The organism is Pantoea sp. SM3 (assembly GCF_000963995.1).
Classification (GTDB): Bacteria; Pseudomonadota; Gammaproteobacteria; order Enterobacterales; family Enterobacteriaceae; genus Pantoea; species Pantoea rwandensis_B.
The window spans coordinates 1-26339 of sequence record NZ_JZRD01000011.1 but is presented as its reverse complement, the minus strand read 5'-3'; the positions used below and the strand labels follow the sequence as shown (position 1 = coordinate 26339).

Sequence of the window (26339 nt, the reverse complement as noted above, 5' to 3'; positions counted from 1 at the left end):
CGAGCGGCCACGTTCTTCAAAAAATCCTGCTGACAGTCAGACCGTGCCGGTGCCGCCGTCGGAGCACCAGACCTGACCCGAGGTAAAGCTGTTGGTGGTTTCGGCAAAGGTGACATAAAGGGGCGCAATTTCTGCCGGCTGGCCGGGACGGCCCAGCGGTGCGGTTGCACCAAACTGCTCAACTTTTTCCTGAGGCTGCCCCCCGCATATCTGCAGGGGAGTCCAGTAGGGGCCCGGTGCGACGGCATTAACGCGGATCTGCTGTTCACCCAGCTGTTTAGCGAGGGCTTTGGTGAAAGCCGCTATCGAGGCTTTTGTCTGGGCGTAATCCAGTAATATGGCACTGGGTTCATAAGCCTGTACCGACGTGGTGTTAATGATGGATGAACCGGCAGGCAGATATTCCAGTGCCGCTTTGGTTATCCAGAACATGGCATAGACGTTGGTCTTAAAGGTGGCGTCAAAATCTTCCGTGGAGAGCGTGCGAATGGATTCATTAAATTGCTGACGACCGGCATTGTTTACCAGAATATCCAGGCCGTCTAACTGGCTGGCTGCTTCTTTAACCAGTTTCTGACAGAATTCTTCCGACCGAATATCGCCGGGAATAGCAACGGCTTTTCGCCCTTCCGCTTCGATTAATTTAATAACTTCTGCCGCATCCTGTTCTTCATCCGGCAGATAATTAATTGCGACATCAGCACCTTCCCGTGCATAAGCGATGGCAACGGCACGGCCAATACCGGAATCTCCACCAGTAATCAGTGCCTTACGGCCGGTAAGGCGTCCTGTTCCCCGGTAACTGGTTTCACCGTGATCGGGGCGCGGTTCCATTTTACTCGCCAGTCCAGGTACAGGCTGATGCTGTTTTTTAAAGGGTGGCTTAGGATATTCCTGCGTGATGAGCGTCTTGTTGGTAAATGAGTTCATCTTTATCTCCTTTTTGGTAAGTAAATTAAGCCTGGCAAAAATGTGATATTTGTCACGCAGGAAAGGAAAAAACAGCGAAATATTTAAGCGTAGCGATTCATGCTGGTGAATAAATACCCATCATGAAGGTGTGAAATATTAAATTAAAAAAGGGAAAAAAGATCCGATATAAATTCCTGACTGAGACGTCTACGCTGAGGTGCGCTAACCAGTAAAAGGCCGGTAAACCACCTGTGCGCAGGCGTGATTCTGTGAGCAGGCTCGCATTTTTAAAATCCTGACTATACTCATACCTTTCTTTACACAGCTTTCCACTGTGTTTTTAGCAACCATGGATGCCCAAGTGCAAAACCCTTCTCAGCCCTCATCGGATGATGGCGGCGCTCTCACATTATCAGTGTAACAACGTCTGTTCTTTATCGTCTTAGTAGCCACCATGGGCGCACTGGCGTTCGGCTACGACACCGGGATCATTTCCGGAGCTCTGCCCTATATGACATTGCCCACCTCCCAGGGCGGGCTTAATCTCACTCCTTTCACCGAGGGGCTGGTAACTTCCGCCCTTACCTTCGGCTCAGCCATCGGGGCCTTTGTCAGCGGCTACGTCTCTGACCGCTTCGGTCGTCGGATTACGCTCCGCAGTCTTGCCGTGCTGTTCGTTGCCGGTGCATTAGGCACAACTATTGCCCCTAATCTTGAAATCATGGTGGTGATGCGATTTATTCTGGGTTTCGCGGTGGGTGGGGGATCCTCAACGGTTCCGGTATTTATCGCTGAAATCGCGGGACCAAAACGCCGTGCGCCACTGGTCAGCCGCAATGAACTGATGATCGTGTCCGGCCAGTTACTGGCTTACATTGTCAGTGCGGCCATGAGCCTGTTGCTGAAAGACTCTGGCATGTGGCGTTATATGCTTTCGCTGGCAATGATCCCGGGCGTTCTCCTGTTTATCGGCACCTTTTTTGTGCCGGCTTCACCACACTGGATGGTGGCTGAAAGACGCTTTAACGAGGCGCTGCGTATCATGCGTAAATTGCGTGAGAACCCACGCGAAATTAAAAAAGAAATGGCAGAGATGCGCCAGAACGCGCGTGAAGCCCGCCAGGGGCCGCCTGCGCGTGAACTTTTAAAAGAGAGATGGATTGTGCGCTTGTTGCTGCTGGGTTGCGGCATGGGGATCGTGGCCCAGTTCACGGGCGTAAATGCCTTCATGTATTATACGCCCATTATTCTTAAAAGTACGGGGCTTGGCACGAGCGCGTCAATTGCGGCTACGATAGGAAACGGTCTCGTATCAGTGATCGCAACCTTCGCAGGGATAAAAGCCATCAGCCATTTCGGCCGCCGTCCGATGCTGCTGACGGGCCTGTCGGTCGTGATTGCCATGCAGCTGGCGCTGGGAGCTGTGCTGGTGCTGATGCCACAGAGCCTGGCGCAGAGCCTGCTGGCGCTGGGCTGTATCCTCGTCTTCCTTTTCTTTATGCAGATGTGCATTTCACCCGTGTACTGGTTGCTCATGTCTGAACTGTTCCCGATGAAAGTCCGCGGCGTGTTAACCGGTTCAGCAGTGGCTTTTCAGTGGATCAGCAACGCCACCGTGGAGCTGGCTTTCCCGCCATTACTCGCGATGGGGGGGAATAATGCGTTCTTTATCTTCGCCGCAGTCAACGTGGCATCGCTGGCATTTGTCGCGGTGATGCTGCCTGAAACACGAGGAAAGTCCCTGGAAGAGATAGAAACGCTCATGCGTGAACGTTTTGGTGAAAACGCAACTGAAGCACCGACAACAACCTGACAGTCAGAGTTAGTATTACCTATCATTCCGTGTGGCTTTGCCGCACGGAACTGTCATTTTCTGAGCCAACCAGACTTATAAAAATTTGGAAGCTCTGAATCACTCTGAACACTGTTGAGAAACCTATACGGCTGAAATCACTTGGAGTTATCTTCCTGAGTCTTTTGTGCAGGAACATTCAGATAGTGTAAAAACGGATTCGTCATATCACAAGTTCGCTCCCAGCCAGCCCGGGACAGCAGATCATCAACAGCACCAATGTTGGCAGTGATGCGTGCCGCAATGGGCCTGACCTGCCCACCCTGCTCATCGAAGCCCGTTTGCAAATCGCTTTTTCTCAGGAATATGCCCGGGATTTTAGGACTGAGTACAGTGGCATGACGCCCTTCCCATTCCGTTTCACTGAGGACGCCATAATTAATGCCGGTCAGTGTAATCGCATGCAGAATATGCTGCAGTCTGAAAAGGTCATTCTGCGCCAGGAGATCACCGCTGCTGGCGCGCCAGAGATATTCCAGCTTACCGGGTAGGTCTGCCCGCATTCCCTTTTCTCTGCCTTCTTTCAGCAGCCAGCGAATATCGTTAGCGAGTTCACGGCGAAAGAGGCGCCTTTTTTCAGCCGTGGCCAGCCAGCGGCAAAGGAACAGATTTTCCTGCGCGGGCGAATTCACCGCACCAGCCGTGCGCGCCATATGTAAGGCAACCAGCCCAGGTGTTCAACATAAAGGTTAGAGGTATTCATTAAAAAATAAAATCGCACGTCATTTAATGTGTCACAACAAACGGAACATCAGCCGCTTCGCATGCTTTTCAGCAACCATAGCCTATCATCATAAAGACAGGATACCTGCCTGTAATAGCTACCAATCTCCGAATGGCTTCATTTTCGCAATCGTTATTGCAAACCGGGCACTAGCAAGGCCCGGTTTTTTTAATCCGCGTAGCCTGATAACGCAACGGCGTTGTTCAGAAGACAAGCGTGGGTGAGCGAAGGAGTTTGTCGGAAGGGTAATACACTGACTCCCTTTCCCTGCCGGACTGCAGGTAATCGTTTTCTGCCATCCAGCGCACCATATCGGCAATGTCCGCAAACAAGGCTTCCCTGTCCGGGTCACAGATAATGAACCTGTCGAATTCAGAGATGACGTCGTCGGTACGGTGGCTGAAGTTCAGGCCGGGGGCCGGAGCATGCAGCGACGATCCCGCGTTTTTAAGGTATGCGTTAACAGTAATCTGAGGGTGGCAGTCAGCCTGTTGTGGAAATCTCAGCAGGCAATGCTGACGCACCATTCTGTAGACCTCGTCATAGCTGAGCAGTTTATTTTTCATAAGCCCTCCGGTTGCGGATTAATTCAACAGGGTCGCAGCATACGGTCCGGTTTAGTGACACATATCATACAAACAGAGTCTGCACCGCCGACCGTTTTACGCTGCGCCTGAAATACTATAGTCAGAAAATATAGCATAAATTCAGTCTGTTGCTGCCGAGATGTGACATCCTGTCTTTAAACCGTATATAGCAAGGTAACTTGCCGAAAGCAGGAATGAATTCAGCTAACACAATTTATGAGGGAGATTGTGAGTGACGAAAAATAAAGCAGCCCGATCGCCGACTGAGCATGTAAGCAGGAAAAAAGGGAGGCTTAAAACATTGTCACTTTAACCGAGGTAACTTGTGAAAGTTCAGGCCAGGGCGCGTATGACGTGTCAGCCGTCGTCGAGCGTATAGCCAACAACTACTTCAAGCGTCCGTCGCAGTATATTGGCCTGATGAGCGTCGTGCGCTGATTCCAGCGCGCCAAGCAGGCTGAGAATGATTGCCTTGTTACTGACCCTGCCTTCTGTAGCCATCAGGCTGTGGATGACGAGCTCCGGCACAGCTGCCTCTTCCTTCTGATTGGCACCAGCATTACGGAAATGTTCGGCCAGTTCACGATCAGAAATGGGGCTGAAGTTATCTTCCGGCATCTGCATGTTGAATGTCCGTCTTTTTGAGTTCGGTTGATTATAATTCATACAGCAAAAGCTGCGCTCAGCAGGAATGACTGTCATTGCTTAAACAACGTCAGTTTTTAACGTAGCAGGTTGGCATTAAGGATTCGTCCTGGAAATAGCACACAGGTTTACAGGACTGAAATAAATGCCAGGCTGAAAGTTTCAATGGGAATCTGGAGTGTCAAAAGTGAAAAATTATACGCTTGCAGCTGCTACTGTATCCGTCATCCTGTGCTGCGTCTGCTCTTTCGGGGCTTATGCCGGCGTTTTCGGATAAAAGACTGGATGAAGGCGGGCTCGAGGCTGATGTTTTTACATCCTCAATTCGCTGATAATATTGAGGTTTGCCCTGCTATCTGTCAGATACGGGTAACCTCTTCCCCTGAGTGACAGCTGAATAATTTGATTCAGTTGACGTTAACAGAGGCAATTTACACGTAAGCTGGTCTGCTCTTTTTCTTCAAATATGAGCACCTGTGTTGAGACTGAGCTTAAAAGGTCGCCAGCCTCCCGGTGGATCCCACTCTCCCTGACCGGGCACCATATCATTCTCTATTGATGAAATGACCACGCCATCGATGGCGCACCGGCTCGATTTCCAGAGAATGCCCGCCTGAATATCAATGAGCAAAACGTGGGTGTAGGTGGCGACCAGAACCCGTTCGTATAGCCTGGCAGAATTGATGTCAGGAACTGAATAAATGTGGCCGACGTAATTTTCCAGTGGATGGCTTCTGAACGAGTGTGTGACCAAATCAAAAACATGAAAGTGGTCGCCACCGATGATGGCCACGTGCATATCATTCAGGAGAAATTCAGAGAAGGCGCTGCTAATAAGCCAGCCATCATCATCAGCACGAATATATAGCTGTAAGAGAAGAACGGGCTCACCGTTCTTACGGATCAGCAACAGCCAGTCCTTTTCTCCCTTAAGGCCAAAAGGATTGAGGTCGATGACGGTAACATCTTCAGTTTCATCAACGGGTATGAACTGTTCAAGATAGGCCGCTTCTAAAGTCACTGAGCATCCAAAAGTTTTAAAAGGTGGACTTATACTACTTTACGGGCTGGTGCTATGACAGCATCGTACGTTGCCCTGATTCCACGGCTGGACACCTTCCTGCCTGACCGCCGTTTAAGCAGCGGCCATTCAGGCGCACTGAAGTCAGACGGTCGGAGACGAAAGAAAGAACCCGCGGTTTAACCAGACCCACAGCAACGAAGAACCCAGTAGTTACAGCATCCATTCTTACAGCCACTGCAGTTCCGGCCCTCCGGGCCGGGCGGCCGGGGCTGGTCAGTGGGGGCAACCGGGCTTCAGGTACGCCGCAGGTCTGGGCTGAGAGGGGCGAGGGATCTTAGGTTAGGCTCGGTGGGGGTTAACATGAGCGCTATTGTGTGTTGTAACTACAAAAATCCCATTTCAACTCAATGTGCAATTCTGGTTAACTTTAGGTATCGTCAGGTTAAGGCAAATTCAAATGAGGTGCGTATGAGCTCAACCGCATATGCTCGCGGAACAAAAGCTGCGTCTGTCTGGAAGCGCTTATCTCGTGTCTACTTTGATGCCGATGATCGCTTTGTTGCCTGGGCGGAAAGGAATAAGATTCCGGCATCGATAGGAAAATATTTTGTGCCCTTTTCTGTTCTTTTACTAATGACGCTGACCATCATTGCAGGATTCGCTCTGGGCGCGACTATGTTGTTGGTATCTGGGATTGTGTATATGGTTCGCTACATACAACTCAATTACTTAGTTTCCAATAATTCTGATGAATCGTCCTCTTCAACCGGCCCAGAATACAGAAATGGCCGGGAGGGTTACGGATATTATTATGGTGCTGATGATTCTATTTTTTCATCAGCTTGCTTAAATGATAATGAAGAGGATAAAGCCTGAGAACTAATCCGTCCCCAAGCTAATCATATCGTTACATTTTTACTGTGCTTTTCATTTTATTAATTGCTTCTCCCCCACTCTGCTCGACTTTTGCGGTGCCATTTCTAAATGCCCCATCAAGAGCGCCTCCAACTCTAATCCCCGCCCATGACAGCGCCCCCATCCACACTGCAGGTAATACGAGAAACATTGTCGCCATAACAAAATTCATAATCAGGTCATCTGAACTGTTCTGAAAACCTGCCATGTTAAAGCTGCTGTGAGTGTCAGAACTGTATAGCGCTGTCATTAGCCAGCTGTCCAGCCAGCGTGCCAGCTCCCACCAAAACGTCAGGAAGTTAAGGGCGAATTCCACAAACGTCAGCGTGATAACCGTCTTAATCTCATATGCTGAAAAAGCCAGAATAAGCGGAAGAACTACCACCACGGCCATGAGCAAAACAGCCTGGATCATTGGCAGCGCCTGGCGCATGGCATCGAACGCCGGGAACGCTGCCAGACTGCCTAAAGCGGTACCGCCGATTGTAGCCACACGTGAAACAGAGTTATCAAGCGTAAAATCGGCGTTACCTCCGTAACCGGCATAGACGTGTCCCCCCTGTGATACCGTCAGACTCTCAGGGCTGACCAGGCGGCGGATAATGGCTTCCTTATAGTCAGCCGTATTACCACCAATCATGCTCATTGCGGCTGATAAGCGGGTCCAGAGTCCCGGGTCAGCCTGATCAACGACGCGGGCCTGCAGTCCGGTGTCAGCATTATTCCACCACTCGCTGCAGGTAGGGTAGCCACCCCGGCCGGTATCCGGCCTTCCGCTGTCACGACTTTCGTTCCAGGCGAATTCCGCCCGCGGTGTTTTCGATTGCAGGCTGCCGTAATAATTACTGAGGAAGGTTTTGCTGCCTATCCACTCGATATCACGTAACGTGGCTTTGTCTTTCGTCTGCCCCTGATCCTGCCGTTTCCACATATAAAGCGCGAGTGAATAGCAGTCGTTAGTAAAATCCTGCAGCTCCTCCGCCAGAGATTTGTTGTTAATCCGCGTGTGCTGTACCTCAAAGCGGAGCTGACGCATGTCCGGGCGGCAGGGTATAGTGGCAACAGACGCCTGAGTGATGCCCTTTGCCAGCTTGTGAATCAGATACCACCAGACCGGCGCCGCAGCAGTCTGATCGTTAATGCTCGATATGACCGGTGAATATCCCGTGTCATCGGGCGCTTTTGGCGTCCACGTTCCGCAGCTTTGCGCACGTGACGTGTCATATTTTATCGTGCTCATATCAACATTCATCAGTGGCATACAGCAGGCAATCATCACCAGAAAAGAGGTATAAACCGCATGTTCCATGCGGGGTATGGACAGGGCCCCTTTATTCCCTTCATCTTCACCCTCCTCACGTACTTTCAGCCAGATGCCTATAAGCCGGAAAGCCACAGGTGCGGCAAACAGGCCGGTTGTGATGAGAATATTCCAGAGCCCGTTGTTAACGACCCATCCGAGCAGGGTAAGGAAATATTCCAGGTAACTGTTAGTCAGCATCAGGACGCTCCCGTGCCGCCGAGCAGCACCAGTTCACAGACAACAGCAAAAATAAGGCTGACAGCCGCAATGCGGATTAGCGGCTGGCGGTGTTGCGGACCGAAGCCCGGCGCACGGAAAACTTTTACAAAACCCCACGCCAGTGCACCATAAATTGCCAGACGCCATATCAGCCAGCCATAGCGGGCGTGCTCCATCCAGTCACGGAACGCAGCGGCCTGCGCAGGGTTCCTTGAAGTCCGGTCTGCGAGAATGAGCCCGGCCAGCAGCAATGCCAGCAGAGCGCCGACAGTACACAGAACGCGAAACAGCACGGGGTGCCGGCGGAAAAATGAGGCGCGTTGTGCCCCGTTTTCGGTTTTCATAGGCTGCGCTCTCATCAGTTGCTTTCCGTCTCAGGAACGGCCAGACGGTTAATACGGCTGTCGGTGCTGTCATCGCTTTGCGTCTGAGGGTTACTGTTAACGCGCCCGTTTTCCCGATCGATAATGGTGAGCACAGAATTACGGGAAAGCTCGCGCTTGAGCTCCATTTCGTTGCGTAATGAGGTGATTTCGCGATCGATGGCCGCAACTCGACGATCGCCCTCCTCAATGGCCGCATTCTGTGCGGCAGCATTAGGCTCTGACATGCCGGTAACAATCATGCGGCGCATAATCAGAGCGGTTTCAACCGTATCCGCCATCGCCAGCTCGCCGGCGAGGCGGGCGGTCAGGGCGGCATTGTCAGGATCCCTCTGAAGTGCTCTGATAACGCCTGCAGTGATGGGTAAACTGCCAGTTTTAAGTTTTGCCAGGTTCGTCGCGTTGGGCTGCTCGGTGCCGTTGACGAGTTTGACCAGCTGTTCAGTATTCTCTTTTGTAGACTCTTCCAGGATAGGCGCAAAGCCGGTGCCGGCCTGAGTGGCACCCGGCTGCTGTTCGTCATCGCCGCTGGTACATTGTGATGCGTCACTGCAGGTGCGCAGGGAGCTGTCTCCAACAACCTGAACTACGGCTTTGGCCGCTTCTTTGGCACTTGCATATTTTCCGCAGGCACCTCCGTTGCAGCTGTTGCTGCTGACTGAGTCAGAACTCAGTACCGGCAGGCTGTTCATCATGTTGAACCCCGCAGCGGTTAAGTCATGTGTGGGCCGGATAGCCTGCTGGCCCTGACCGCCGCGTTTTTGTCCGCCAATCCAGTTCTGGCCTGAGTTGCCCTGCAACTTGTCCGCTGAATTATTCACGCGGACAGCATCAGGGTCTCCGCTGTTAACAAGCGAACGGTACTCATCCATTACCGCGCCCTGCGTCCATTTGTTGTTGCCGGCAAAATCCATCATGCGTTTGGACATGTTCTGGCAGTTGAGCTGGGCTTTATCAAAAGAGACGTTTGCCTGCAGCACACCGTTTGTGAGCATGTCGTACAGACCGGGATTGGCACGCTGAATAATCATTGCCGGCAGGCTTGCTACAGCACCGGTGGCGTTCTGCACCACGTCGCCCATGAGATTTTTAAAACCGTTTGTTACCCCGTTGAGCTGATTGCCAACGGTCGTTTTCAGGTCGAAGTTGCCGCACATCAGGTCACTGCTCCAGCCTGCGCTCATACCAATTTTACGCATGCTGCTGCGCGTTGCCGGCTGCGAAATCACAGAGCCGCCGCCGAGCGTGTAGTAAAGCTTGTCAGAAACTGCGCCGCTGACGTCCTTGCCGTAGCCTATGGCGCTGTTGTTCACGGAGGGCAGTGAAATACCGAAAGCGCCGGACTGATTATCATCAGCCGCCTGCGTGGATGACACTGCGGACGCAATGCACAGGGCAAGCGCGGCCGATCTAAATTTAACTGGTGACATTGTGCCTCTCAGAAGTCAGTTGAATAGAGGAAGGTCTGGCCGCGTCGCTTGCAGCAGCTGTAGGGCTGCCAGAGCGCATACGCTTCGTTACCGTCCTGAGCAATGGGATACGCGCCGTCAGGAAAGACGGCGCAGGAAGCGGAAAGCGTGGGTGACAGGCGCTGCCATTTATGATTCGCCGTTCCCGTGTTTTCTTTCACCTCTCCGGGCGGCCAGTAGCCCGCTTTGTGCGAGCCCTTCAGTACCTGGTAAACGTGAGGCTGCCCGGAGCGGGTGATAATGTCTGCTACCCGCTGCGCGACCACGGCGGAGGCTTTATCATCGTCTGTCTGGCTGACGAAGCCGGAGCGGGGGTAAATATTGCCCCACATGTTAGCGCTGACCTGGCTGCCCAGTTCGCGCTGGCCGGGGATCAGCGCCTCGGGATACAGCGACTCAGGCAACCCCGATCGCCAGACAAGTGAATCAAGCGTACTCAGAAAGTAGGGATTGAATGGCGTGGCGGCGGTATCGCACGAATAACCGGCAATACTGCCGCCGATGACGGAGGTGGCAGGGTGACCAATCGCATCGGCGTATTTGAATTTGATGTTCGACTTGCGCTTCCCGGGCGTCTTGATATCTGCGGCATTACCGCCGCCGGCTGGCGCACCGCTGGTTAGCGCGTTATCGATTGTACCGGACACGCCACTCATAGACGCCATCTCTGTCCAGGGATTCCCGCCCGGGCCGGTGTAGGTGGACACCACCACTTCAGGAATGAAGTGCGTCACCTTGACGGAGGTTTTCACCGAACAGCCAAAGGGCGTACACATCAGCCAGTAACAGATGCCGCTGACGCGCCAGCTGATGCAGTCCTGGGTGATGGCGCTGGCAATAATGCCGGCAGTATTAATGGCAGAAACCGTGGCCGGCGTCGCAGCTGCTACCAGCACGGTGGCAACACCGGCGGCGTTTAAGTGTGTTCCAGGGGTGAAGCGCATTATTTACCCCCCTGACTGCGAAGCGTGGCTGCCCGGGCAACGTCGGCCGTGCCATAAACCACATCCCGGTCATCGAAAACGACTGCAGGGAACTTATGTAGTCCGATCTCCCACGCATGCACAACCTGCCGGTACGCCTGAGCAATCTGCTCCTGCTGTCCGGGCCACTGAGGTAATTGTATTATTTCGCGGGCCTGCTGAGCGGCCAGCTGCGGATCGGCAGCCAGCTGGCCGAAAATAGAGTCCTGCAGGCGGTCGGGGCCATCAAGCCAGACAACCGAGCTTTCTTCGGTCAGATTCTGAGGGGGGTGTTCGGCATCGGTATATACAACGGTGCCGGCCATCAGCTGAAACGGTATAAACAGCAAAAGTGAGTGTATTAGCCTGAGTCGCATAGCGGATCTCCGTTACGGTAACAGGCCGTCAGAGTGGCAGCGCGTGGTCAGGCTTTCAGCAGTAAACTCTTTTTCCGATTTTGAAAATTTTTAGCGAATAGGGAATTCTATGTGCAGAACCATTTTGCCGGCGGTAGGGGCGAGGAAGAGGACAGCTGAAGACAGCATGTTGTGCGACTTTGATCTGAGGCAGACACTTTACTTTTAAAAATCGGCTCAAAGAGCCGGGAAAAGATAATATTTTGCTCAATCTCTGAATAACTCATTGATCCACAGAGTTAGAAAAATCATGTCGGCGGCATCTGGTACGTTTACGTGCCAGCGAGGAGAATCAAATTCGTGATCCAGCGGGAGTCCGGCGCGACCTTCCTGCGTCAGCAGAATGTCCGCACGCTTGCCCCTGTTGTCTTCAAGATGGACCGACACGCAGCTGCTCTTACCAATACGATGCGGGTTACAGGTGATCGTTACCGGTGGTTGCAGCCTCAATCTCAGCGCGTTCTCCATTGCTTTCAGTCGCTCTGCCGTCGTTGCCGTCATCGCTGGTTCCCCCTGCGGATGCAGGCTGAACATAGCAGGGGTTGGCGTTTCGTCCGGCGCAGGGCGCTGGGTCAGAGGTTGCGCATACTTGAGCTTAATCATGCGGTCAGCATCTCTCTCTTATCATTGTGTTCGGGCATCCCGGCCGCATCTTCCGTCATCAATCCACGCAGACGATCCAGTTTTTTCGCTACGAGAATAGCAGCATCCAGCTCAGAACAGTTATGTTTACGCATTAGCGCTTTACGTTCGGCTTTTTCTTCTTTCTCTGTCATCCCTAGCGCGAGGTAAAGGCTGGGCGGAACAGCGCGAAACAGCGCTTCAATTTTCTTCGAGAGCACCACGCCTTCGGTATAGCACCGCGACAGCTTGCTGGCGGAAAGCAGTACGGCTTTTTGCTCTTCTGAAAGCGTCCGGAATCGGGCAATATCCTCCACCTCTTTTTTCGGCATCGTCAGGCAGATCCACCACTCCGCCATATTCAGCATCTTGCCGGCAGCGTTCGGGTAATCCTCAAGGTTCTGTGTGGCAAGCCATAGCCATGCGCCAAGCTTACGCCACATCTTGACCACTTTGGTCATATAGGGGGCGAGAAGTGGGTTAACCGTCACAACGTGCGCCTCATCGACGGTAAAAACGATGTCGCGTTCAAGGTACTGGTCACGTTCGGCAATGTTGTTGATGGTGTTGGTCAGTGACACCATCGTCAGCGCCATCTGCGCCTCGTACCCTTCACGGGCAAGGTGCGCGAGGTCAATCAGCGTAACGTCAGCCTCCGGCCACAGAGAACCTTCCTGATTAAAGAGCTCTGCCTCAAAGCTCCCCTGTTGCGTGAACATGCCCAGGGATTCGGCCATTTCAGCCGCTTTTGCCCGCCGGGTTTCGTTACGCACCTGTCCGTTGCCGCTTTCAGTCTCCAGTGAAATGGCGTTAAGCGCTTTCTGCAGGTCGCCCGGCAGCATCTGACGGCCTTCATCCATAGTTTTACGCGCGGCCATAATCAGCGCTTCGCGGATCATAGCGCGGTCGGCACGTTTCAGCGCGGCGTCTTCTTTCGGGTCGCCGCCGGTGATCATCATTCGGGCAGAAATCTCCATTTCGCCCAGAATGTCGCGCTTGCCATCTTCTTCATCATCATCCGGATCGTCCTCAATGTCCGGAAGATCACTCTCATCAATTGCCGGAGCGGGCGCATCGCCGTCAAATAGCTTATGTGCATCAGCGAAGGGGGGCAGCGATACGCCGCTGCCGGGTTTGACGCTGACCTTGTTAACCGTAAGACCCAGACTTTCAAAGTAGTCTGCAGTAAGCCCAAAACTGTTACCGGCTTCTGCAATGAACAGGCGCGGGCGGTGCACTGCCACCAGCTGACAGAGCATTGAGCAGAGCGTGGCGGATTTACCCGCGCCGGTCGGGCCGAACAACAGCATATGCGCGTTCTGGGAGCGGTCATCTTTGTTCAGTGGATCAAAGTCCAGCACATCGCCGCCACGGTTGAAAAAGCTGAATCCGGCATTACCGGTCCCGGTTTCCCGGCCGGTAACGGGCAGCAGCCCGGCAATGTGCTGGACCCATGTCAGGCGGGTATACCAGTTTTTCCTGTCATGCTGCGGGTTAAAGCACATGGGCAGCGCTCGTAGCCAGGTGTTAAGCGGGCCGGTTTCATGCTCAGCACGTACCGGCTGCAGCCCTTCGTTCAGCAGTACTGTGCTGAGTTCGATGCGCTTGCGATGCATTTCGGGCATGTCTTTTGCGCGGAGGATAAAGGTGATGGCCGCGCGATAGAGTTTGTGGCGGTTTCCCAGCAGTTCCTTGACGGCGGCGACGTCCTGGCGGACGCGGCCGGACTCGGTATTCTCGCCGATGGCGTTTTTCGCCAGGCGGTTAAACTTCTCTTCCAGCGTGTCCTGCGGCTCTGCAACGACCGTTATGCAAAGCATGGTGCCTTCGGGGAAAGTGTCCATTAGCGCGTTGATTTTCTTTTCCCCCCGGCTCTTTTCGCCGGTGAGCGTGCCTGGCTCAGGGGGTTTACGCAGGCGCTCCACTGAAATGGCTGAGTGGGCGATGTTATCAAGCCACCACACGCCGTTTTCGACATCTGAGCGTGGTGGCGTGAATAGCAGGGTTTCGGCAAAATCATTCTCTACAGGTATCATGCCTGCAGGCGTGTCGCGGCTGTCTTCATAGGCCGCCGCGCGGTAAAATGCTTCTTTATTCATGCCCTCTGGCGCGGGATTGAACATCCGCAGCAGCCAGGCGTGAACCTGCAGGCCATTCTGGCGTGTGCAGTTAATATTAACACTGGAATAAGCGCTGCAGAGGCGCTCGCACGCCTGGTTCAGCATGCCGATAGGTGACATCAAATCAACGCTGTTTTTAGTCGCCCAGCGGTAGATAACCATCCGCGTGCGTCGCTGTTGCCCTCGCCATGGCTGGCCGGTGATCAGTTTGTCTTCAAACAGACCTTCAGGACGCGCAATCCCGCGCATATGCTGCTCGGTTTCTTTAAGCCACGCCTCGGTAAACTCGCTGTCCTGCGCGTGCGGCCTCACGTAACCGCGCAGACGGTCAAGGTAGGCATCAACGTTATTCTCGTCCTGACAGTAGAACTGAACGATCCACGGGTTGCTCGCCAGATCGTCAAAGCTGTCCTGCAGCGCATCTTCAACCACATCACGGATCTGCTCCAGACGCTCGTCAGGTCGCCCTTCGGTTGCCGCCGGCGTCACTTCATAGACGGCCCCCACGGAGATACCATCGTCAAGCAGCAGGCACTGCTCCTCATCCAGAAACTCTGCCCACGGCAGATAATCAACGATGGACGGATTATGTGAATAAACGCGTTTTTCATCAGCCTGTGACATTTTACCGGGACGGACAATGGGCTCCGGACCGGTCTGCTCAGAAGCGTCAGATAAGTGATGGCTTTTTTTAGAGGATTTCCCTTTAAAGAGTCCGAACATTACAGCGCCTCCGTACGTTCGCCAGGCATGGCATACTGTGTCTGGTCATAGAAGGGGAAAACAGTGCTGTAACCCGGCACGGGGGTGTTACCCTGTGCGAGATGAGGAAACACGTACATCACCATGTCAGGATTAGGCAGGCGAGGGAACTGCTGGCTGATTTCGGACTCCTGCGTGCGGCTGTAGCTACGATCGTCGTGGAGTGCGGCCTGCTGTTCGCTGTCAGTTAGACCACGGCGCAGCGTGCTGCGTGCTTCACTGCCGCGCGATACACCTGATTCACCGTCGGTGCCTTTCCACAGCTCCAGCATGTTGCTGTTGCCCGGCGGCAGCATTTCATCTTTGTTTGTGGAGCAGCCGGCAAGCGTGCTGCCTGCAATAATCATGAAAATCCCGAATTTTGCAGTAATACCCATGGTCATTCTCCTCAGTCCAGTCCGCCGGTGGTGCCGTCTTCGCCGGGCAGGGTAAAGTCATAACGCACCCTGCGGCCTTTATCTTCGTAATCGATCGCCAGCTCGCGGGTAATATGCACAGCGAGATGCGCTCCGGGCTGAACATAAATTGCATCGAATGTTTGCCCGTAACGCTGCTTAACCCAATCAGTGGTTTCAGACATGCCGCCTGACAGGGCTTTACCCAGGACCGCTTGTCCTGCATCTCCTGTCATGGTTGAAGAGATACCATTCACATTGTTTTGAGTTGTGTACTGCCCCTGACTTAAGCCTTCGCCAGCTGCACCGGCTGCAGATAACCCAAAAATAGTTGGCAGATAGGTAGAAGCATTTGACTTACGTTCTCCACCAATACAGGGGATCCCGTTTTCATCAGAAATCCAGCCGATGCCGCCACTGGTGCCGGTATCTTTCCCGCCGTTCTGGTTGCTGTTATTGCTGCCCTTGCCGCTGCGGTCCGGTTTCGGCAGAGTACGTACAGTGCCGTCGGTGAATACAAACGTGACACTGTTGACCTGACCGCGCACGCAGGACAGGGTCCAGTCGCCGGAGGCGGTGCCGGAGACGATAGCACCCTCAACGTCTGGCAACTCGATGCCGTTGGCCGTAAGGTTATCCTTACCAATGAGTACCTTAAAGGGATACGGGTCAGTTACGGTGCCGTTGATTGGCACGCGGCCGAGCAGCGCAGTCATCGCTCGGCTGCCAATCAGCGTGGAGTTCTCCGGCAGCGTATATACCGGCTCGGCCTCCTCTTCTGCGCCTTTCTCAGCGGTTGAACCCTTTACCTGCTGCTCATAACTGGATTTTTGCTTTGTCAGTGCGTTTTCACTGAGAAATGACGTCGGGAAGCTGGATTCGCCGGTGCTGCTGCCTGATGCGCCATTTTTCTGCGCTAAGGCAGTGGAGGGACTGTCCTGAGGCGAGACCCACATCAGGCCATCACTACCGGAGGACGGAGGATTGCTATCGCCGGCACCCATGCCATCAAGACCCAGACCCAGAGGGATATCGCTGTCAGCACCTTTTGCCTTTTCTGCAATACCCTTACCGGCATTCTGCAGTTTATTTGTGAGCTCGTTGATTTTTGACGTCAGGACGTTCTGCTGCTGGCGCATCTGATTTTCACGATCGTGATAGCTTTTCTCCACGCCCTGAACCGCTTCATTAACCTGGCCGGAAACGTTGTTATTGCGCTCGCGTAGCTTTTTGTTTTCGTCTAATAGCTGTGCATTCTGCTTGTTGAGAGAATCCTGCTGCTGACGAACGGCGTTAAGTGAACCTACGATCGTCTTAAGCGTATCCTGTGGCGTATCCCCCTCAATGCCGAGCGCCTTCAACTCTTGCGGTGAGAGGTTTTTCAGAGCGTCGCTTGTCTGAACATTCTGAGTGGCAGGTTCTTGTGACTTGCTGTTATGACTTTTTACAGCAATAAATCCGCCGCCAACCAGAATGGCGGGGACCAGCACTTTAACCAGCCCATTTGACTTAATTTTCATAGCGGATCACCTTCTGGGCTGGGAGGTTAGTAGCCTTATTCACGACAGAGGGCTCACGTACAAAAGCGCCATCAGGACGACCGGCGGTAACCAGGTACAGCGTGGTGGTGTCTTCCGGCGTGCCGGCGGCACCCACCCAGCGGTGCTGGAAGGTGGCCGTGACAAACTGGCCCTGCAGTTCACGCGGATCGAGCACAACCTTCTGTGAAGAGTTGTTGCGGATCCTCAGCGCGATAACGGTGCGACCTGCCACGCCCCAGCCTGCTACTGGTGACACGGTCACGGGAGCTGAGGGATACAGGGTAGTAATGCGGGATGGCAGATGTGGATTAACGGGGTGAATGCCCGGCACGGGTTCAACGGTTCGCACCGGCGCATACAGATTCTGAGCTGCGTAGCGTGTCAGCAGCACCGGAACGGGAGCTTTAAAGCTGACTTTTTTACGCTTCGTCTGTGAACTGTTGCTATCGCCGGCGGCTTTCTGTCCGGTGTCAGAGTCTGCACTGCTGATGGTACTGACGTCACCGCTGTAAACGATTTTAACCGGTTCGGCTGATGCGGTGGCAGTCGTACGGACGTCCAGCAGAATTACCTCACCGCTTTCCATGTCCTGCAGCTGAAGGCGCGTTTGAGGGAAATCACTGTTTGCTTTGAGATAGACTGCGCCGCCGGTGCTCTGCACGCGCAGCTTGCCGTTAAGTGACGGCGGAAAACCTACGCGCACGTTTTTATCAGCGAAAATCACGCGTTCCTGACCCGTTTTGAGAGGTATCTGCAGCGGCACGCGCTCCCATTTCATCAGCTCGTCAGCATGCGCTGGCCCGGAAATCATCGTTACGGGCAGCAGGGATAGTGACAGCGCAATAAGGCATGCACGTGATCCTGAGGTAAAAGATGGATTCAACATCAGAACATCCCCTTTCTTTCTTTTATCGGCTGTTCAGGCGCAGCGGAAAGACGCTGCGGGATGCCTTCATAGCAGTCCAGCGCCAAACCAAATGGATTGGACTCAGAGTCACCGTCCCAGCGCACAACTTTCAGCGGATAGCGCACCATGGCGCGTTTAACCGGCTCTGTGAGATAGTATTCATCGGCCACAAGGTCGAGCTTCACTACCCAGTTATCACGATCGATGACTTTCACGCTGTCACCTGAATAACCACGGCCGGGAATTTCGTAAACCACTCTCACTCGATCGGTAAGCTCATTTTTCTCACCGCGCACCTTTGAATCCTCCTCAAGAAACGCTTTGCACTGTGGCGTCAGGTAAGCAGAAAGCGACTGAATGCGAGCCGGGTAGTCCACTCTTCCGTTTTTAGGCCAGGCATTAAGTTGCTGAAAAATGTAATACGTGAAGCCGTACACGGTCGGAGGCGGGATTTCCCACCACGGGCGCGTGCTGCCCTTACGCAAATCAGGTGGGTTATGGATGGTCAGCTTTTCAGGCGCTCTCATCCAGCCGCCCATAGCAGTAACCAGTAACAGCAGCAACACTACGCAGGCCGCCCGCAGGGTAAAAATATGCTGATCGCGGCCCTTAACCGCGTGGCGAAAACGACTCATTTAGTACTCCTGAGGTTTTTGCTGCGTCGCAGGGACCAGCCCTGCGAGTCAATGATCAATTTAGGATCGCCCAGCCCCATGCAGCGCTTTTTTAAAGCAAACCGCTGCCAGAGAAAGTTCTCGGGTTTGCCGCGCTTTTTGCTGCTAAGCCACCGTCCGCCGAAAGCAATGAGGACGAGAGGAAAAAGCAGCGTTACCGTGGGAACAATCAGCCAGCTGAAAAAAAGGAGTAAGGCCAGGGAAAGGATGAAGCCAGCCGCAACACCGATTAGAGCCGCAAGACCTAACTCGGGGGTGGTAAACCCCCGAAAAACTACTGGCTCAGAGTTCAGGCGATCCGGTAAAAATCTGATGGTCGCCATAGTGAAGTTCCTTAGTTGATGATGTCTGCAGACTTGCCCAGCAGCCAGATGATGGCAACGAGAAGCGCGACGCCAACGACTACAATCGAACCGAACTTCACCCAAGTCGCGCGTTCATTACGCACTTCGTTAAAAGTTACCAGGCAGTTCTGAGCAACCATGAAAAATGCGATCGCGCAGAGAACCAGTCCACCCAGAACTAATCCATCCTGTATATAACCAGTCAGCTGACCATTAAGGCCTGTACCGGAACCACTTGAAGAGGGCGATTCAACAGTTGGCAGGTCTGCAAAGGCCGGTTTAGCGGATAACCAACCGGACAAGCCGATTGCCAGAGAGCGTGCGTAAAAGCTTTTAGCTTTGATAACTGAGTTGGACACAACAGAAGCAAATTTAGACATGATTTCACCTGTAAAAGGGTTGATTAGGGATTAACTGCCAAACATCCAGATACTTACAATTAACAATAAAACTGAGCGAACAACGGCTCTGCCTAGCGCGCCTTCCTTAAGGCGCTGATTTGCCCAGCCTGAGTAAACATCAACAATTGCCCAGGCAGCCCACCAGAACATGAAACCGAACAAAAGCCCCAGGCAAAGAAGATGCAGGCCTGACGGCTCAAGATTTCCTGACGCAGATTTAAATGCAGTCATCTGGGCTGAAGTCATCGCCATCAGGGACGCTCCCGGCGATAATTTCCAGCTACGCCAGACAAATCGCGGGGCTGGGCACGCGTTGGCTCCAGATAACGATCAATGCCGGCGCTGATGGTTTTCAAATCGCCATTAGCCCGCTGGTAATCGAAGAAGTAGCGGCCACGCTCCGACGGATCAGCCTGTGCTGCGGCAACCCGCGCCCGTTCCAGAGAAGCCTGAACCTGAAAGATCATTCGCTGAGCGGATGCCAGCTCGTCTTTCTCAGATGCAGACGCCGGAGAGGACGCGAGAAAGGTCAGGCCCAGCACACCGCCACATAAAAGAAGTTGTGTTGCCGGACGAAGAGATTTCATATGCACCTCCAGTGGTTTTTTTGGTGCGGTAAGCATGCGAAATCTGGCTGCCGGGTTCAGCCGTTAACTCTTTTTGGGAAAATAAAAATTTAGAAAGCAGCGCAGATGCTGAAAGAAGTAGATTTAAGGTTTAATGTTTGTTGTAACTAAACGATTGTTCTGACGCGGCGCGATGCGCCTTGCCTGCTGACGGCCGGCATCTGAAACAAGTTTCAGGTACCTCCGTCCAGCTCTGATAGGGAAAACCAGCATGTAACATTAAATTAATTCCCCGAACGCAAAATTTAATCAGCGTTTCGCCGACTAATATCGAATGATTACGATTACTATGATCAGGCACAGCGTGCGTTAACAGATATCCTGCAGAAAGGGGGAAACACTATGTGCGGAAGGTTTGCGCAGTATCAGAGCCGGGACGTTTACCTTGATGCCCTTGGCGCAGCCGACAGCGATTACGTGCACGATCCAGAACCCATTGGGCGTTACAACGTTGCTCCTGGCACTAACGTGCTGCTGCTGAGTGAGCGCGACGACGAACTGAAAATTGACCCGGTGTACTGGGGCTACGGACCTGAATGGTGGGACAAGCAGCCGCTCATCAATGCGCGCGGGGAGACCGCCGCATCGAGCCGTATGTTTAAGCCGCTATGGAACCACGGCCGCGCCGTGGTGTTTGCCGATGGATGGTTTGAGTGGGTGAAGAAAGATGAAAGTAAACAGCCCTACTTCATCTATCACAAAAAGCATGAGCCGTTGTTTCTTGCCGCCATCGGCAAAGCGCCCTATAACGATCCGCACGGGCATGAAGGCTTTCTGATTGTCACTTCAGCTAGTAACAAGGGCATGGTAGACATTCACGATCGCAGGCCTCTGGTGCTAAAGGCTTCAGCGGTAAGGGAGTGGCTCAATGGTGATACCACGCCCGAACGCGCGAGAGAAATCGCGCATAACGCAGCCTTACCGGAAAGCGCATTCAAATGGCACCCAGTATCAACGAAGGTGAATACGACTCGTCATCAGGGCAAAGAGCTGATTGAAATGATATAGGTAAGCTGTTTTTCGCTAACACCTATTATCGGGGTAAGATCAGTCCGCTTTGTGCCAAGAGCGGAAGTTGAAGTGTCAGGGACTTTATAAACGTGAATGATTAATTTTCAGGTATACATAGAGAAACTGCACTTAGCCAGTTGAAATTATGTATTGAGCGAAATCGTAGCACTTTGACGATAAGTAACTCAGATACTTTGCTCTTCGATGAAGAACCAGAGTAACTCCCCCGAAAAACAGCGCATCAAAATTGCATCTTCAGCGGTAGCTTATCGGCTATAGGAAGTAAAGGTGTGGATTCAAGGTGAATGGATTTGATGATAAATGATTAATACGAAAAAGCCGGATTAATCATTTATTAGCTTTTATTAGACCATAACTTATTTCGTTTTTAATATCATAGTAGTCGATTGGAGAATATAATTTATGGGGGTGTACTCCTCAAAGTGTTCGCCCTTTTTAAATACATGAACTACATTTGGGAATAATTTATAGTCAACAGGGTGTATAGCGTTTGGATTATGGTACATATATATGGCTGTGCACCATGGTTCTTGATAGTTAGGGTCACTTACATCGGCTGTAAATGGATGTGGGTCTGCATCCTGATCTGTTTTAACACCACTAACGTACACTTTAAATCCACTCGCCTCCACACCTGCAAGAATTCCCATCCGGTTAAACTTAGGTATGGTTGCTTGAGTAGTGAGTAAAACGGCAGAAACATAATTGTTTTGTTCTGAGCCAAAAAAGTTCGACTTGATACTTCTATTTTCATCTGTATGTCTTTCAATAGGAATGCCTGAATCAATATCAATCCCGTACAAATAACTATACAAGGCTTCGCTTGAAAAGGACATGGACATTCTTTTCGAATAATCCTGCATTGCTATGATAAATGGTTTTTTTTGTGTATGGTTCAGTTCCCAGTAATGAACTTTCTCTGGTTCAGGGCAATGCCGGACTTTTTTTAATAAACTTCTTGCGAACTTAAAAGGCATGGCTTTTAGAATGTGTTTTCTTAATTCATCCATCTGCTCATCGTTAATGACTTTTCTTTCAAGAGGGTCTTCTATTTCAGCAATACTTACAGCCTCTACAGCAATTTCCACACCGAATTTAGATAGTAGAAAATCTGGTTGATTGTATTCCCTATTCATTTCAAAGTCGAGTTCGTAAAATACAACACTCAAATACAACTCAAATAACCTTGAATTAAATGCGTCGCTATGGAAATCCCTGATAAATATCCCATCAGGATCTTTGAACCAGTATGCTAATTCCTCAAGAACAATATAAGCAGGAAAATGAAGAGGGTCTTCGAGGAGCATTTTTATATAAATATTTCTTTTTTCCTCTGGAACCTTACTCAAGAATAAGGAAAAAGGCTTGGTTGATTCATCACCTTGCATGAATGTACCGTTCTGGTGCTGCGCTAGCATCTTTGGTATGCAATCGTTTAAATCATTAAGCAAGACATCCATTGAATCAAATGAAGCCAAGACGTTTATTGCTCTGAATTTTTTATCTAAATCTCTACCCAATACTATTGCGTTAAAATCTTTATCAATATTGCATAGAATGATTGTGGATAATAATGTTATCCCATCATTTTCATGTTTAAACCAGCGTATTTCTTCAGAGAATGTCTTGAGGTAAGGTGAGCGGCCGTAAAAATAAATATCAAATTGTTCTTTACTGATCTCGCTGAAGTGTAATCCTGCGTTCATACCAATTCCTTTTCAATAAACAGTTAGCCTTTAGGAGTGATTCCCTTTTTCTTTAATTCAGATCTAACTATTTCTTTAATCCAATTGCCTAAGCTCATCATGCAGTTGAATCATAATACAACTCCCTATAGTGCTCGCAACCCTATAGGGCGTCTGACCGCACCGTTAACTGGAGTAACCACTATGGCAGGAACACAGCATACCCAAACTCACCCTAAACTTACATGGGCTGTTAGCAATGTCCGTTCCTTGCTCAGGCTGTGTGAAAACCCTAACCTATAACTGAAGTGCGCGCATCTACGCAAAATCTGGAATTGATCGACTGATTAGCTGAGCCAAATTTTACGTATGAGCGGAGTTTTCAGCCCTGTTATAAGGCAGTGTAAGCGACCAAAACAGTTTTCACAAAGCCTGCGCTCACAGCAGACCTTCTGCTCAGTTAGTTCGGCCGCTTAGTGCTAGCCTTAGCTCAGTGATAACAAGAAGCAAAGTAAGAATCCGAGTGCCCTCATGGTCTTACCTTGAAGTGTAAATTTTAATCCCATTAGAGTTAAAAGCTGCGCCACCATTAAAGACAATCGCAACACTTTTAATTGGCCTAGTTAGACCAACATACAACTTGGCTCGTGAATCATTAGTGAGTGCAGCGCTATTATCTTGGAACCACTTCAACATAGGTTCAGTAGGAAAGATGATCACACGTTCAAATGTCAGGCCTTTAGATGTACCAAAGGTAAAAACAGGATAACGTTCATCAACGGTACGCCTTTTATCCCAGCGCAACTGCACGGGAGTATACGTTTCTAGGTAGTGACTCAGTAATTTTTCAGGCAGCAGGAAGACTCCATCGTGATCGGAGATTTCACGAACGTTAGAGGCTGAAGGGGTAAAGGCAGGATAAAGTTTGTTGGCAAAATCATTGATTTCATGAAAGCACCGAAAGTTCTCATTCAACATTTTATCATCAACTGTGACCCCTGCCGCCTTGTCATCAAAGAAATTCACAATGGCAGCTTTTTTGTACTTCGCATTTTTCTCGGTATTGACGGTACTGTAAGTGGCCTGACGCGGGTCGCCGACCAGCGTGATTTTAATGGGTGACCTGAACAGTGTTTGAAGAATTTCAAGATCGTAACCAGCAAGATCCTGAACCTCATCCACATAAATTTCATCAAAGCACGACGCCAACCGTGCGATGACTTTTCCGCTCGACTTCTCATTACAGCGAAGAGAAAGTTTGGCCATTTTATCGGAGTAAAGCTTAAAATCAGGACTGAAATAGTGCTGCCTGAAATCTTTCTCCCCCCAGTAGATGGGTCTCCCCGCGACCTTATAAGGCTTTACACCGGATTTGCTGCTGCAAAGGAGCATTCCTTTGACGTCATAGTCAAATAAACACCCCTGATAGGGTTTTATCCAATGTTTAATCAGAAAGGAAAACCAGGTGATCACATACAAATTAGGCGGGACACACCCATTCTCTTTAATGATTTTGACATTTATTTCATCCCGGCATGCTTCGGTGAACGTGGTAATCAGAATACGCTTTCCTGAAGTGACAGCCTTTAATGCTTCACTGACTACAAAGGTACTTTTACCTGCTCCAGCAGATGCGATGATGACTTTGTTCATTTGATCGCATCCAGAATGTACTGCGGATACTGTATGCTGAGCGTCGCAGTATTCGTATAGTTAAATATCTTCAATGCGCAATCTGTTTTATTCGCATGCATGTAAATGCGTAAGTCATCATCAGAAGTATGTGTAGTACCTAAAATGGCATTAAGGCTTGCCCTACTGTTCGCCTTAAGCAATTTGGGCTCAAGAGTATTGTAATTGTATTTTTTCGTGCCCACCATCAGCGTACCGGTATCAACAATCGGGTCAACACAGATATCAATGTGTGGTTTTATATTCTCGCCCATATAGGCACTGTATTTTTTCTGAATTGCGGCAATATCGCCATCATTGTCCGTTACGACGCGGGTAGGTTTGTCGATAATCGCTGCTATTTCCAGAAATCTCAGAAAAGAAATCCCTACTGAAATAACTTCGATCCCGTCCTCAATGGGTACTCGTCCCTGGTTCGCATCCATGTAGGCCTTCTGAACCACAAGTTCGTCTGAATCGCCTTCAACCAGAATAGCTTTCTTACACAAAACCATTCGAAGCGTGTCGTAACCCGCAATCTTTTCGAAGAATTCTTTCGTGCTAGGTGTTAACGAAGCCAACTTGGTCGTCTTGTGGTTCGAGAGAAAAATCAGATCACCAAGACCGAGTTTATTTGCAACGAAACTACTGTGAGTCGTAATGATGATCTGTTTACCTTTACAGTTATCTTTGATTGTCTTAATGAGCAGATTAAGCTTGGTGTGCGATAGGTTATTTTCAGGCTCTTCAATGAGAATGACATTCGACTCTTTGGCTTTATTGTGCGATAGAGCCAAATTTGTCTTCACAATGCTTTGCTCGCCCTTTCCAATGTAGTTAAACGGAACATCATCCAGGCAGGTAATCAGGCTTGATTCCCATGCTTTTTGAGAGGAAAGTTCAACTGAGATAGTGACCTTTTTACTGGTGATCTTGCTTGCACTGATAATTTTCTTATTGATGGTTTCGATAGACTTGTCTGATATGAAGGCTTCTTTCATCTTACGGTGCGACTGAGAAACGCTAATGACCTCATCATCCGTCAGCAAATCTTTGATTATTCTGCCAATGTAAACATCTGACCCATTGCTGCCTCTGGCCGAGGATGAATCAATAAATGCGGACTTGAGGGGGATGTTACGTGATAAAAGTGCGTCCCTGCTGAAGCTTTTCCACTCAATATCGTAATACTCTATAGGTAACGTTCTGATATCACCTACTTTCAAGAGTGCTTCATAGGCAGCCTTATAGTCCTCGTTAAACTTGATTTTAAATACAACTCCCACTGAGGATGACTTCAGGCAATTACCATCCCCCTCCAGAAAAACAGTGTCAGGCGTTTTTTGGAAGTGGAGCTCAACGAATAGCGCTGGCGGTGGCAATATAGCTGCGGTTGCGAGACTGGCTAGATACTCCTTCACCAATTGGTCATTAAAGAGATATTGGCTGATGTTGTTCTTGACAGGTTTCCCTGCATACAAACCCGTCAAACCTAAATTGATAGCCTCAAGGATGGTACTTTTTCCTGCTTCATTATCGCCTACAATAATGTTCACTGACTCATTGAACTCGATGCAGAACCGGTCTTTAAATCCCTTAAAACCATCAATAATTAACTTTGTAATAACCATTAACATCTCCATTACATGTTATGCGCAATCAATTCAGGAAAAAATACTTGATGAAAAGTGGATTGGGGTTAGTGGCAGCAGGTTAAATATCTACCGAGCAATTGACCTGTCCCTTTCAATACAATACTCCAAAGTTAGTAATACCACTATCGACTGTAGGAACAGTTGAGCCTTCCGCTCCTCGCTCATAAGGGACTACCATACTCAAATCTCCCACATTGTAGGAGGTTTGAGTATGAATACGTCACCTTGTAACAAAGGCCGTATCATCGGCCAAAAAAGACCACTTCAGATATCTCATATCTGGTGGATCCGGATCCGGCTTGAACTGGAAGGTAAAACACGCGACTTGGCTCTATTCAATATGGCCTTGGACATTAAGCTTCGGGGCTGTGATCTGGTCAAACTCAAAGTATCTGATGTTGCATATGATAGCTCTGTTGACCTGCTCCCCATTGATTGACACAGAATGATGTTAGCAATGTCCGCTTTTCGCTGTGAGTTCAACTGATGGACGC

At 50.7% G+C, this 26339-nt stretch carries 25 protein-coding genes and 2 pseudogenes; 4 read left to right on the top strand and 23 right to left on the bottom strand.

Features of this window, described 5'->3' with window-relative positions:
- Positions 1–36: 36 nt before the first annotated feature.
- Positions 37–930 carry an SDR family oxidoreductase gene (locus tag VI01_RS06685; RefSeq protein WP_045814483.1) on the bottom strand — a complete coding sequence of 298 codons (894 nt, stop codon included), beginning with the start codon at positions 928–930 and terminating at the stop codon, positions 37–39.
- 331 nt (positions 931–1261) lie between these two features.
- On the opposite strand from VI01_RS06685, the pseudogene VI01_RS06680 reads away from it, so the two are divergent.
- Positions 1262–2725, top strand: a pseudogene (locus VI01_RS06680) (sugar porter family MFS transporter).
- Positions 2726–2862: 137 nt separating this feature from the next.
- Here VI01_RS06680 and VI01_RS06675 read toward each other — a convergent pair.
- The 4 genes from VI01_RS06675 to VI01_RS06660 all read right to left on the bottom strand — a co-directional run bounded on the left by VI01_RS06675 (position 2863) and on the right by VI01_RS06660 (position 5741).
- Positions 2863–3417, bottom strand: a complete 555-nt coding sequence (locus VI01_RS06675; RefSeq protein ID WP_045814482.1) for a DUF2913 family protein — start codon at positions 3415–3417, stop codon at positions 2863–2865.
- Positions 3418–3691: 274 nt separating this feature from the next.
- Complete coding sequence (locus VI01_RS06670) at positions 3692–4054, bottom strand: hypothetical protein (protein WP_045814481.1); 363 nt, start codon at positions 4052–4054, stop codon at positions 3692–3694.
- 378 nt (positions 4055–4432) lie between these two features.
- Positions 4433–4699 carry a biofilm development regulator YmgB/AriR family protein gene (locus tag VI01_RS06665; protein WP_045814480.1) on the bottom strand — a complete coding sequence of 89 codons (267 nt, stop codon included), beginning with the start codon at positions 4697–4699 and terminating at the stop codon, positions 4433–4435.
- Between the two features lie 481 nt (positions 4700–5180).
- Complete coding sequence (locus VI01_RS06660) at positions 5181–5741, bottom strand: hypothetical protein (RefSeq protein WP_045814479.1); 561 nt, start codon at positions 5739–5741, stop codon at positions 5181–5183.
- Between the two features lie 471 nt (positions 5742–6212).
- Here VI01_RS06660 and VI01_RS06655 point away from each other — a divergent pair, with 471 nt between their 5' ends.
- A complete protein-coding gene (locus tag VI01_RS06655; RefSeq protein ID WP_045814478.1) occupies positions 6213–6620 on the top strand; it encodes a DUF3742 family protein in 408 nt (135 codons plus the stop codon).
- A 31-nt stretch (positions 6621–6651) separates the two neighbouring features.
- Here VI01_RS06655 and VI01_RS06650 read toward each other — a convergent pair whose 3' ends face one another.
- The 15 genes from VI01_RS06650 to VI01_RS06580 form a co-directional block, all read right to left on the bottom strand.
- Positions 6652–8160, bottom strand: coding sequence for a conjugal transfer protein TraG N-terminal domain-containing protein (locus VI01_RS06650; RefSeq protein ID WP_045814477.1), 1509 nt, complete (start codon positions 8158–8160; stop codon positions 6652–6654).
- A complete protein-coding gene (locus VI01_RS06645) occupies positions 8160–8525 on the bottom strand; it encodes a hypothetical protein (RefSeq protein ID WP_231638471.1) in 366 nt (121 codons plus the stop codon). Before VI01_RS06645 ends, VI01_RS06650 begins: the two co-directional genes overlap by 1 nt.
- A 14-nt stretch (positions 8526–8539) precedes the next feature.
- Positions 8540–9994, bottom strand: coding sequence for an integrating conjugative element protein (locus VI01_RS06640; RefSeq protein WP_045814476.1), 1455 nt, complete (start codon positions 9992–9994; stop codon positions 8540–8542).
- Between the two features lie 8 nt (positions 9995–10002).
- Positions 10003–10977: a TIGR03756 family integrating conjugative element protein gene (locus tag VI01_RS06635; protein ID WP_045814475.1), complete on the bottom strand. Its 975-nt coding sequence runs from the start codon at positions 10975–10977 to the stop codon at positions 10003–10005.
- Positions 10977–11372 (bottom strand): TIGR03757 family integrating conjugative element protein, encoded by a 396-nt coding sequence (locus tag VI01_RS06630; RefSeq protein WP_045814474.1) that lies wholly within the window; start codon positions 11370–11372, stop codon positions 10977–10979. The genes VI01_RS06635 and VI01_RS06630 overlap by 1 nt, the downstream gene beginning before the upstream one ends.
- 246 nt (positions 11373–11618) lie before the next feature.
- On the bottom strand, positions 11619–12014 hold the full coding sequence (locus VI01_RS06625; RefSeq protein WP_045814473.1) for a hypothetical protein: 396 nt from the start codon (positions 12012–12014) through the stop codon (positions 11619–11621).
- Positions 12011–14875 carry a conjugative transfer ATPase gene (locus VI01_RS06620; protein ID WP_045814472.1) on the bottom strand — a complete coding sequence of 955 codons (2865 nt, stop codon included), beginning with the start codon at positions 14873–14875 and terminating at the stop codon, positions 12011–12013. The genes VI01_RS06625 and VI01_RS06620 overlap by 4 nt, the downstream gene beginning before the upstream one ends.
- A complete protein-coding gene (locus tag VI01_RS06615; protein ID WP_045814471.1) occupies positions 14875–15291 on the bottom strand; it encodes a TIGR03751 family conjugal transfer lipoprotein in 417 nt (138 codons plus the stop codon). The genes VI01_RS06620 and VI01_RS06615 overlap by 1 nt, the downstream gene beginning before the upstream one ends.
- Before the next feature lie 11 nt (positions 15292–15302).
- On the bottom strand, positions 15303–16829 hold the full coding sequence (locus VI01_RS06610; protein ID WP_045814470.1) for a TIGR03752 family integrating conjugative element protein: 1527 nt from the start codon (positions 16827–16829) through the stop codon (positions 15303–15305).
- Entirely contained in the window at positions 16819–17736 is a 918-nt protein-coding gene (locus tag VI01_RS06605; protein ID WP_045814469.1) for a TIGR03749 family integrating conjugative element protein, read from the bottom strand. Before VI01_RS06605 ends, VI01_RS06610 begins: the two co-directional genes overlap by 11 nt.
- Positions 17736–18392: a PFL_4703 family integrating conjugative element protein gene (locus VI01_RS06600; RefSeq protein ID WP_045814468.1), complete on the bottom strand. Its 657-nt coding sequence runs from the start codon at positions 18390–18392 to the stop codon at positions 17736–17738. Before VI01_RS06600 ends, VI01_RS06605 begins: the two co-directional genes overlap by 1 nt.
- Positions 18389–18754: a TIGR03750 family conjugal transfer protein gene (locus VI01_RS06595; protein WP_045814467.1), complete on the bottom strand. Its 366-nt coding sequence runs from the start codon at positions 18752–18754 to the stop codon at positions 18389–18391. The genes VI01_RS06600 and VI01_RS06595 overlap by 4 nt, the downstream gene beginning before the upstream one ends.
- An 11-nt stretch (positions 18755–18765) precedes the next feature.
- Complete coding sequence (locus VI01_RS06590) at positions 18766–19155, bottom strand: TIGR03745 family integrating conjugative element membrane protein (protein ID WP_052696966.1); 390 nt, start codon at positions 19153–19155, stop codon at positions 18766–18768.
- Positions 19156–19185: 30 nt separating this feature from the next.
- The gene (locus tag VI01_RS06585) at positions 19186–19428 is read right to left on the bottom strand and encodes a TIGR03758 family integrating conjugative element protein (RefSeq protein WP_045814466.1); all 243 of its coding nucleotides are present in this window, start codon (positions 19426–19428) and stop codon (positions 19186–19188) included.
- Positions 19428–19763, bottom strand: coding sequence for an RAQPRD family integrative conjugative element protein (locus tag VI01_RS06580; protein ID WP_045814465.1), 336 nt, complete (start codon positions 19761–19763; stop codon positions 19428–19430). Before VI01_RS06580 ends, VI01_RS06585 begins: the two co-directional genes overlap by 1 nt.
- Before the next feature lie 381 nt (positions 19764–20144).
- Between VI01_RS06580 and VI01_RS06575 the strand changes: the two genes are divergently transcribed.
- A complete protein-coding gene (locus VI01_RS06575) occupies positions 20145–20810 on the top strand; it encodes an SOS response-associated peptidase family protein (RefSeq protein WP_045814464.1) in 666 nt (221 codons plus the stop codon).
- Positions 20811–21190: 380 nt separating this feature from the next.
- Here VI01_RS06575 and VI01_RS06570 read toward each other — a convergent pair whose 3' ends face one another.
- The 3 genes from VI01_RS06570 to VI01_RS06560 all read right to left on the bottom strand — a co-directional run bounded on the left by VI01_RS06570 (position 21191) and on the right by VI01_RS06560 (position 25821).
- Positions 21191–22540, bottom strand: a complete 1350-nt coding sequence (locus VI01_RS06570; protein WP_045814463.1) for a hypothetical protein — start codon at positions 22538–22540, stop codon at positions 21191–21193.
- Positions 22541–23056: 516 nt separating this feature from the next.
- Positions 23057–24172 carry a UvrD-helicase domain-containing protein gene (locus VI01_RS06565; RefSeq protein WP_045814462.1) on the bottom strand — a complete coding sequence of 372 codons (1116 nt, stop codon included), beginning with the start codon at positions 24170–24172 and terminating at the stop codon, positions 23057–23059.
- Positions 24169–25821, bottom strand: a complete 1653-nt coding sequence (locus tag VI01_RS06560) for an ATP-dependent endonuclease (protein ID WP_045814461.1) — start codon at positions 25819–25821, stop codon at positions 24169–24171. Before VI01_RS06560 ends, VI01_RS06565 begins: the two co-directional genes overlap by 4 nt.
- Before the next feature lie 235 nt (positions 25822–26056).
- Between VI01_RS06560 and VI01_RS06555 the strand changes: the two are divergent.
- Positions 26057–26263, top strand: a pseudogene (locus tag VI01_RS06555) (integrase); the annotation flags it as partial.
- Positions 26264–26339 lie beyond the last annotated feature (76 nt).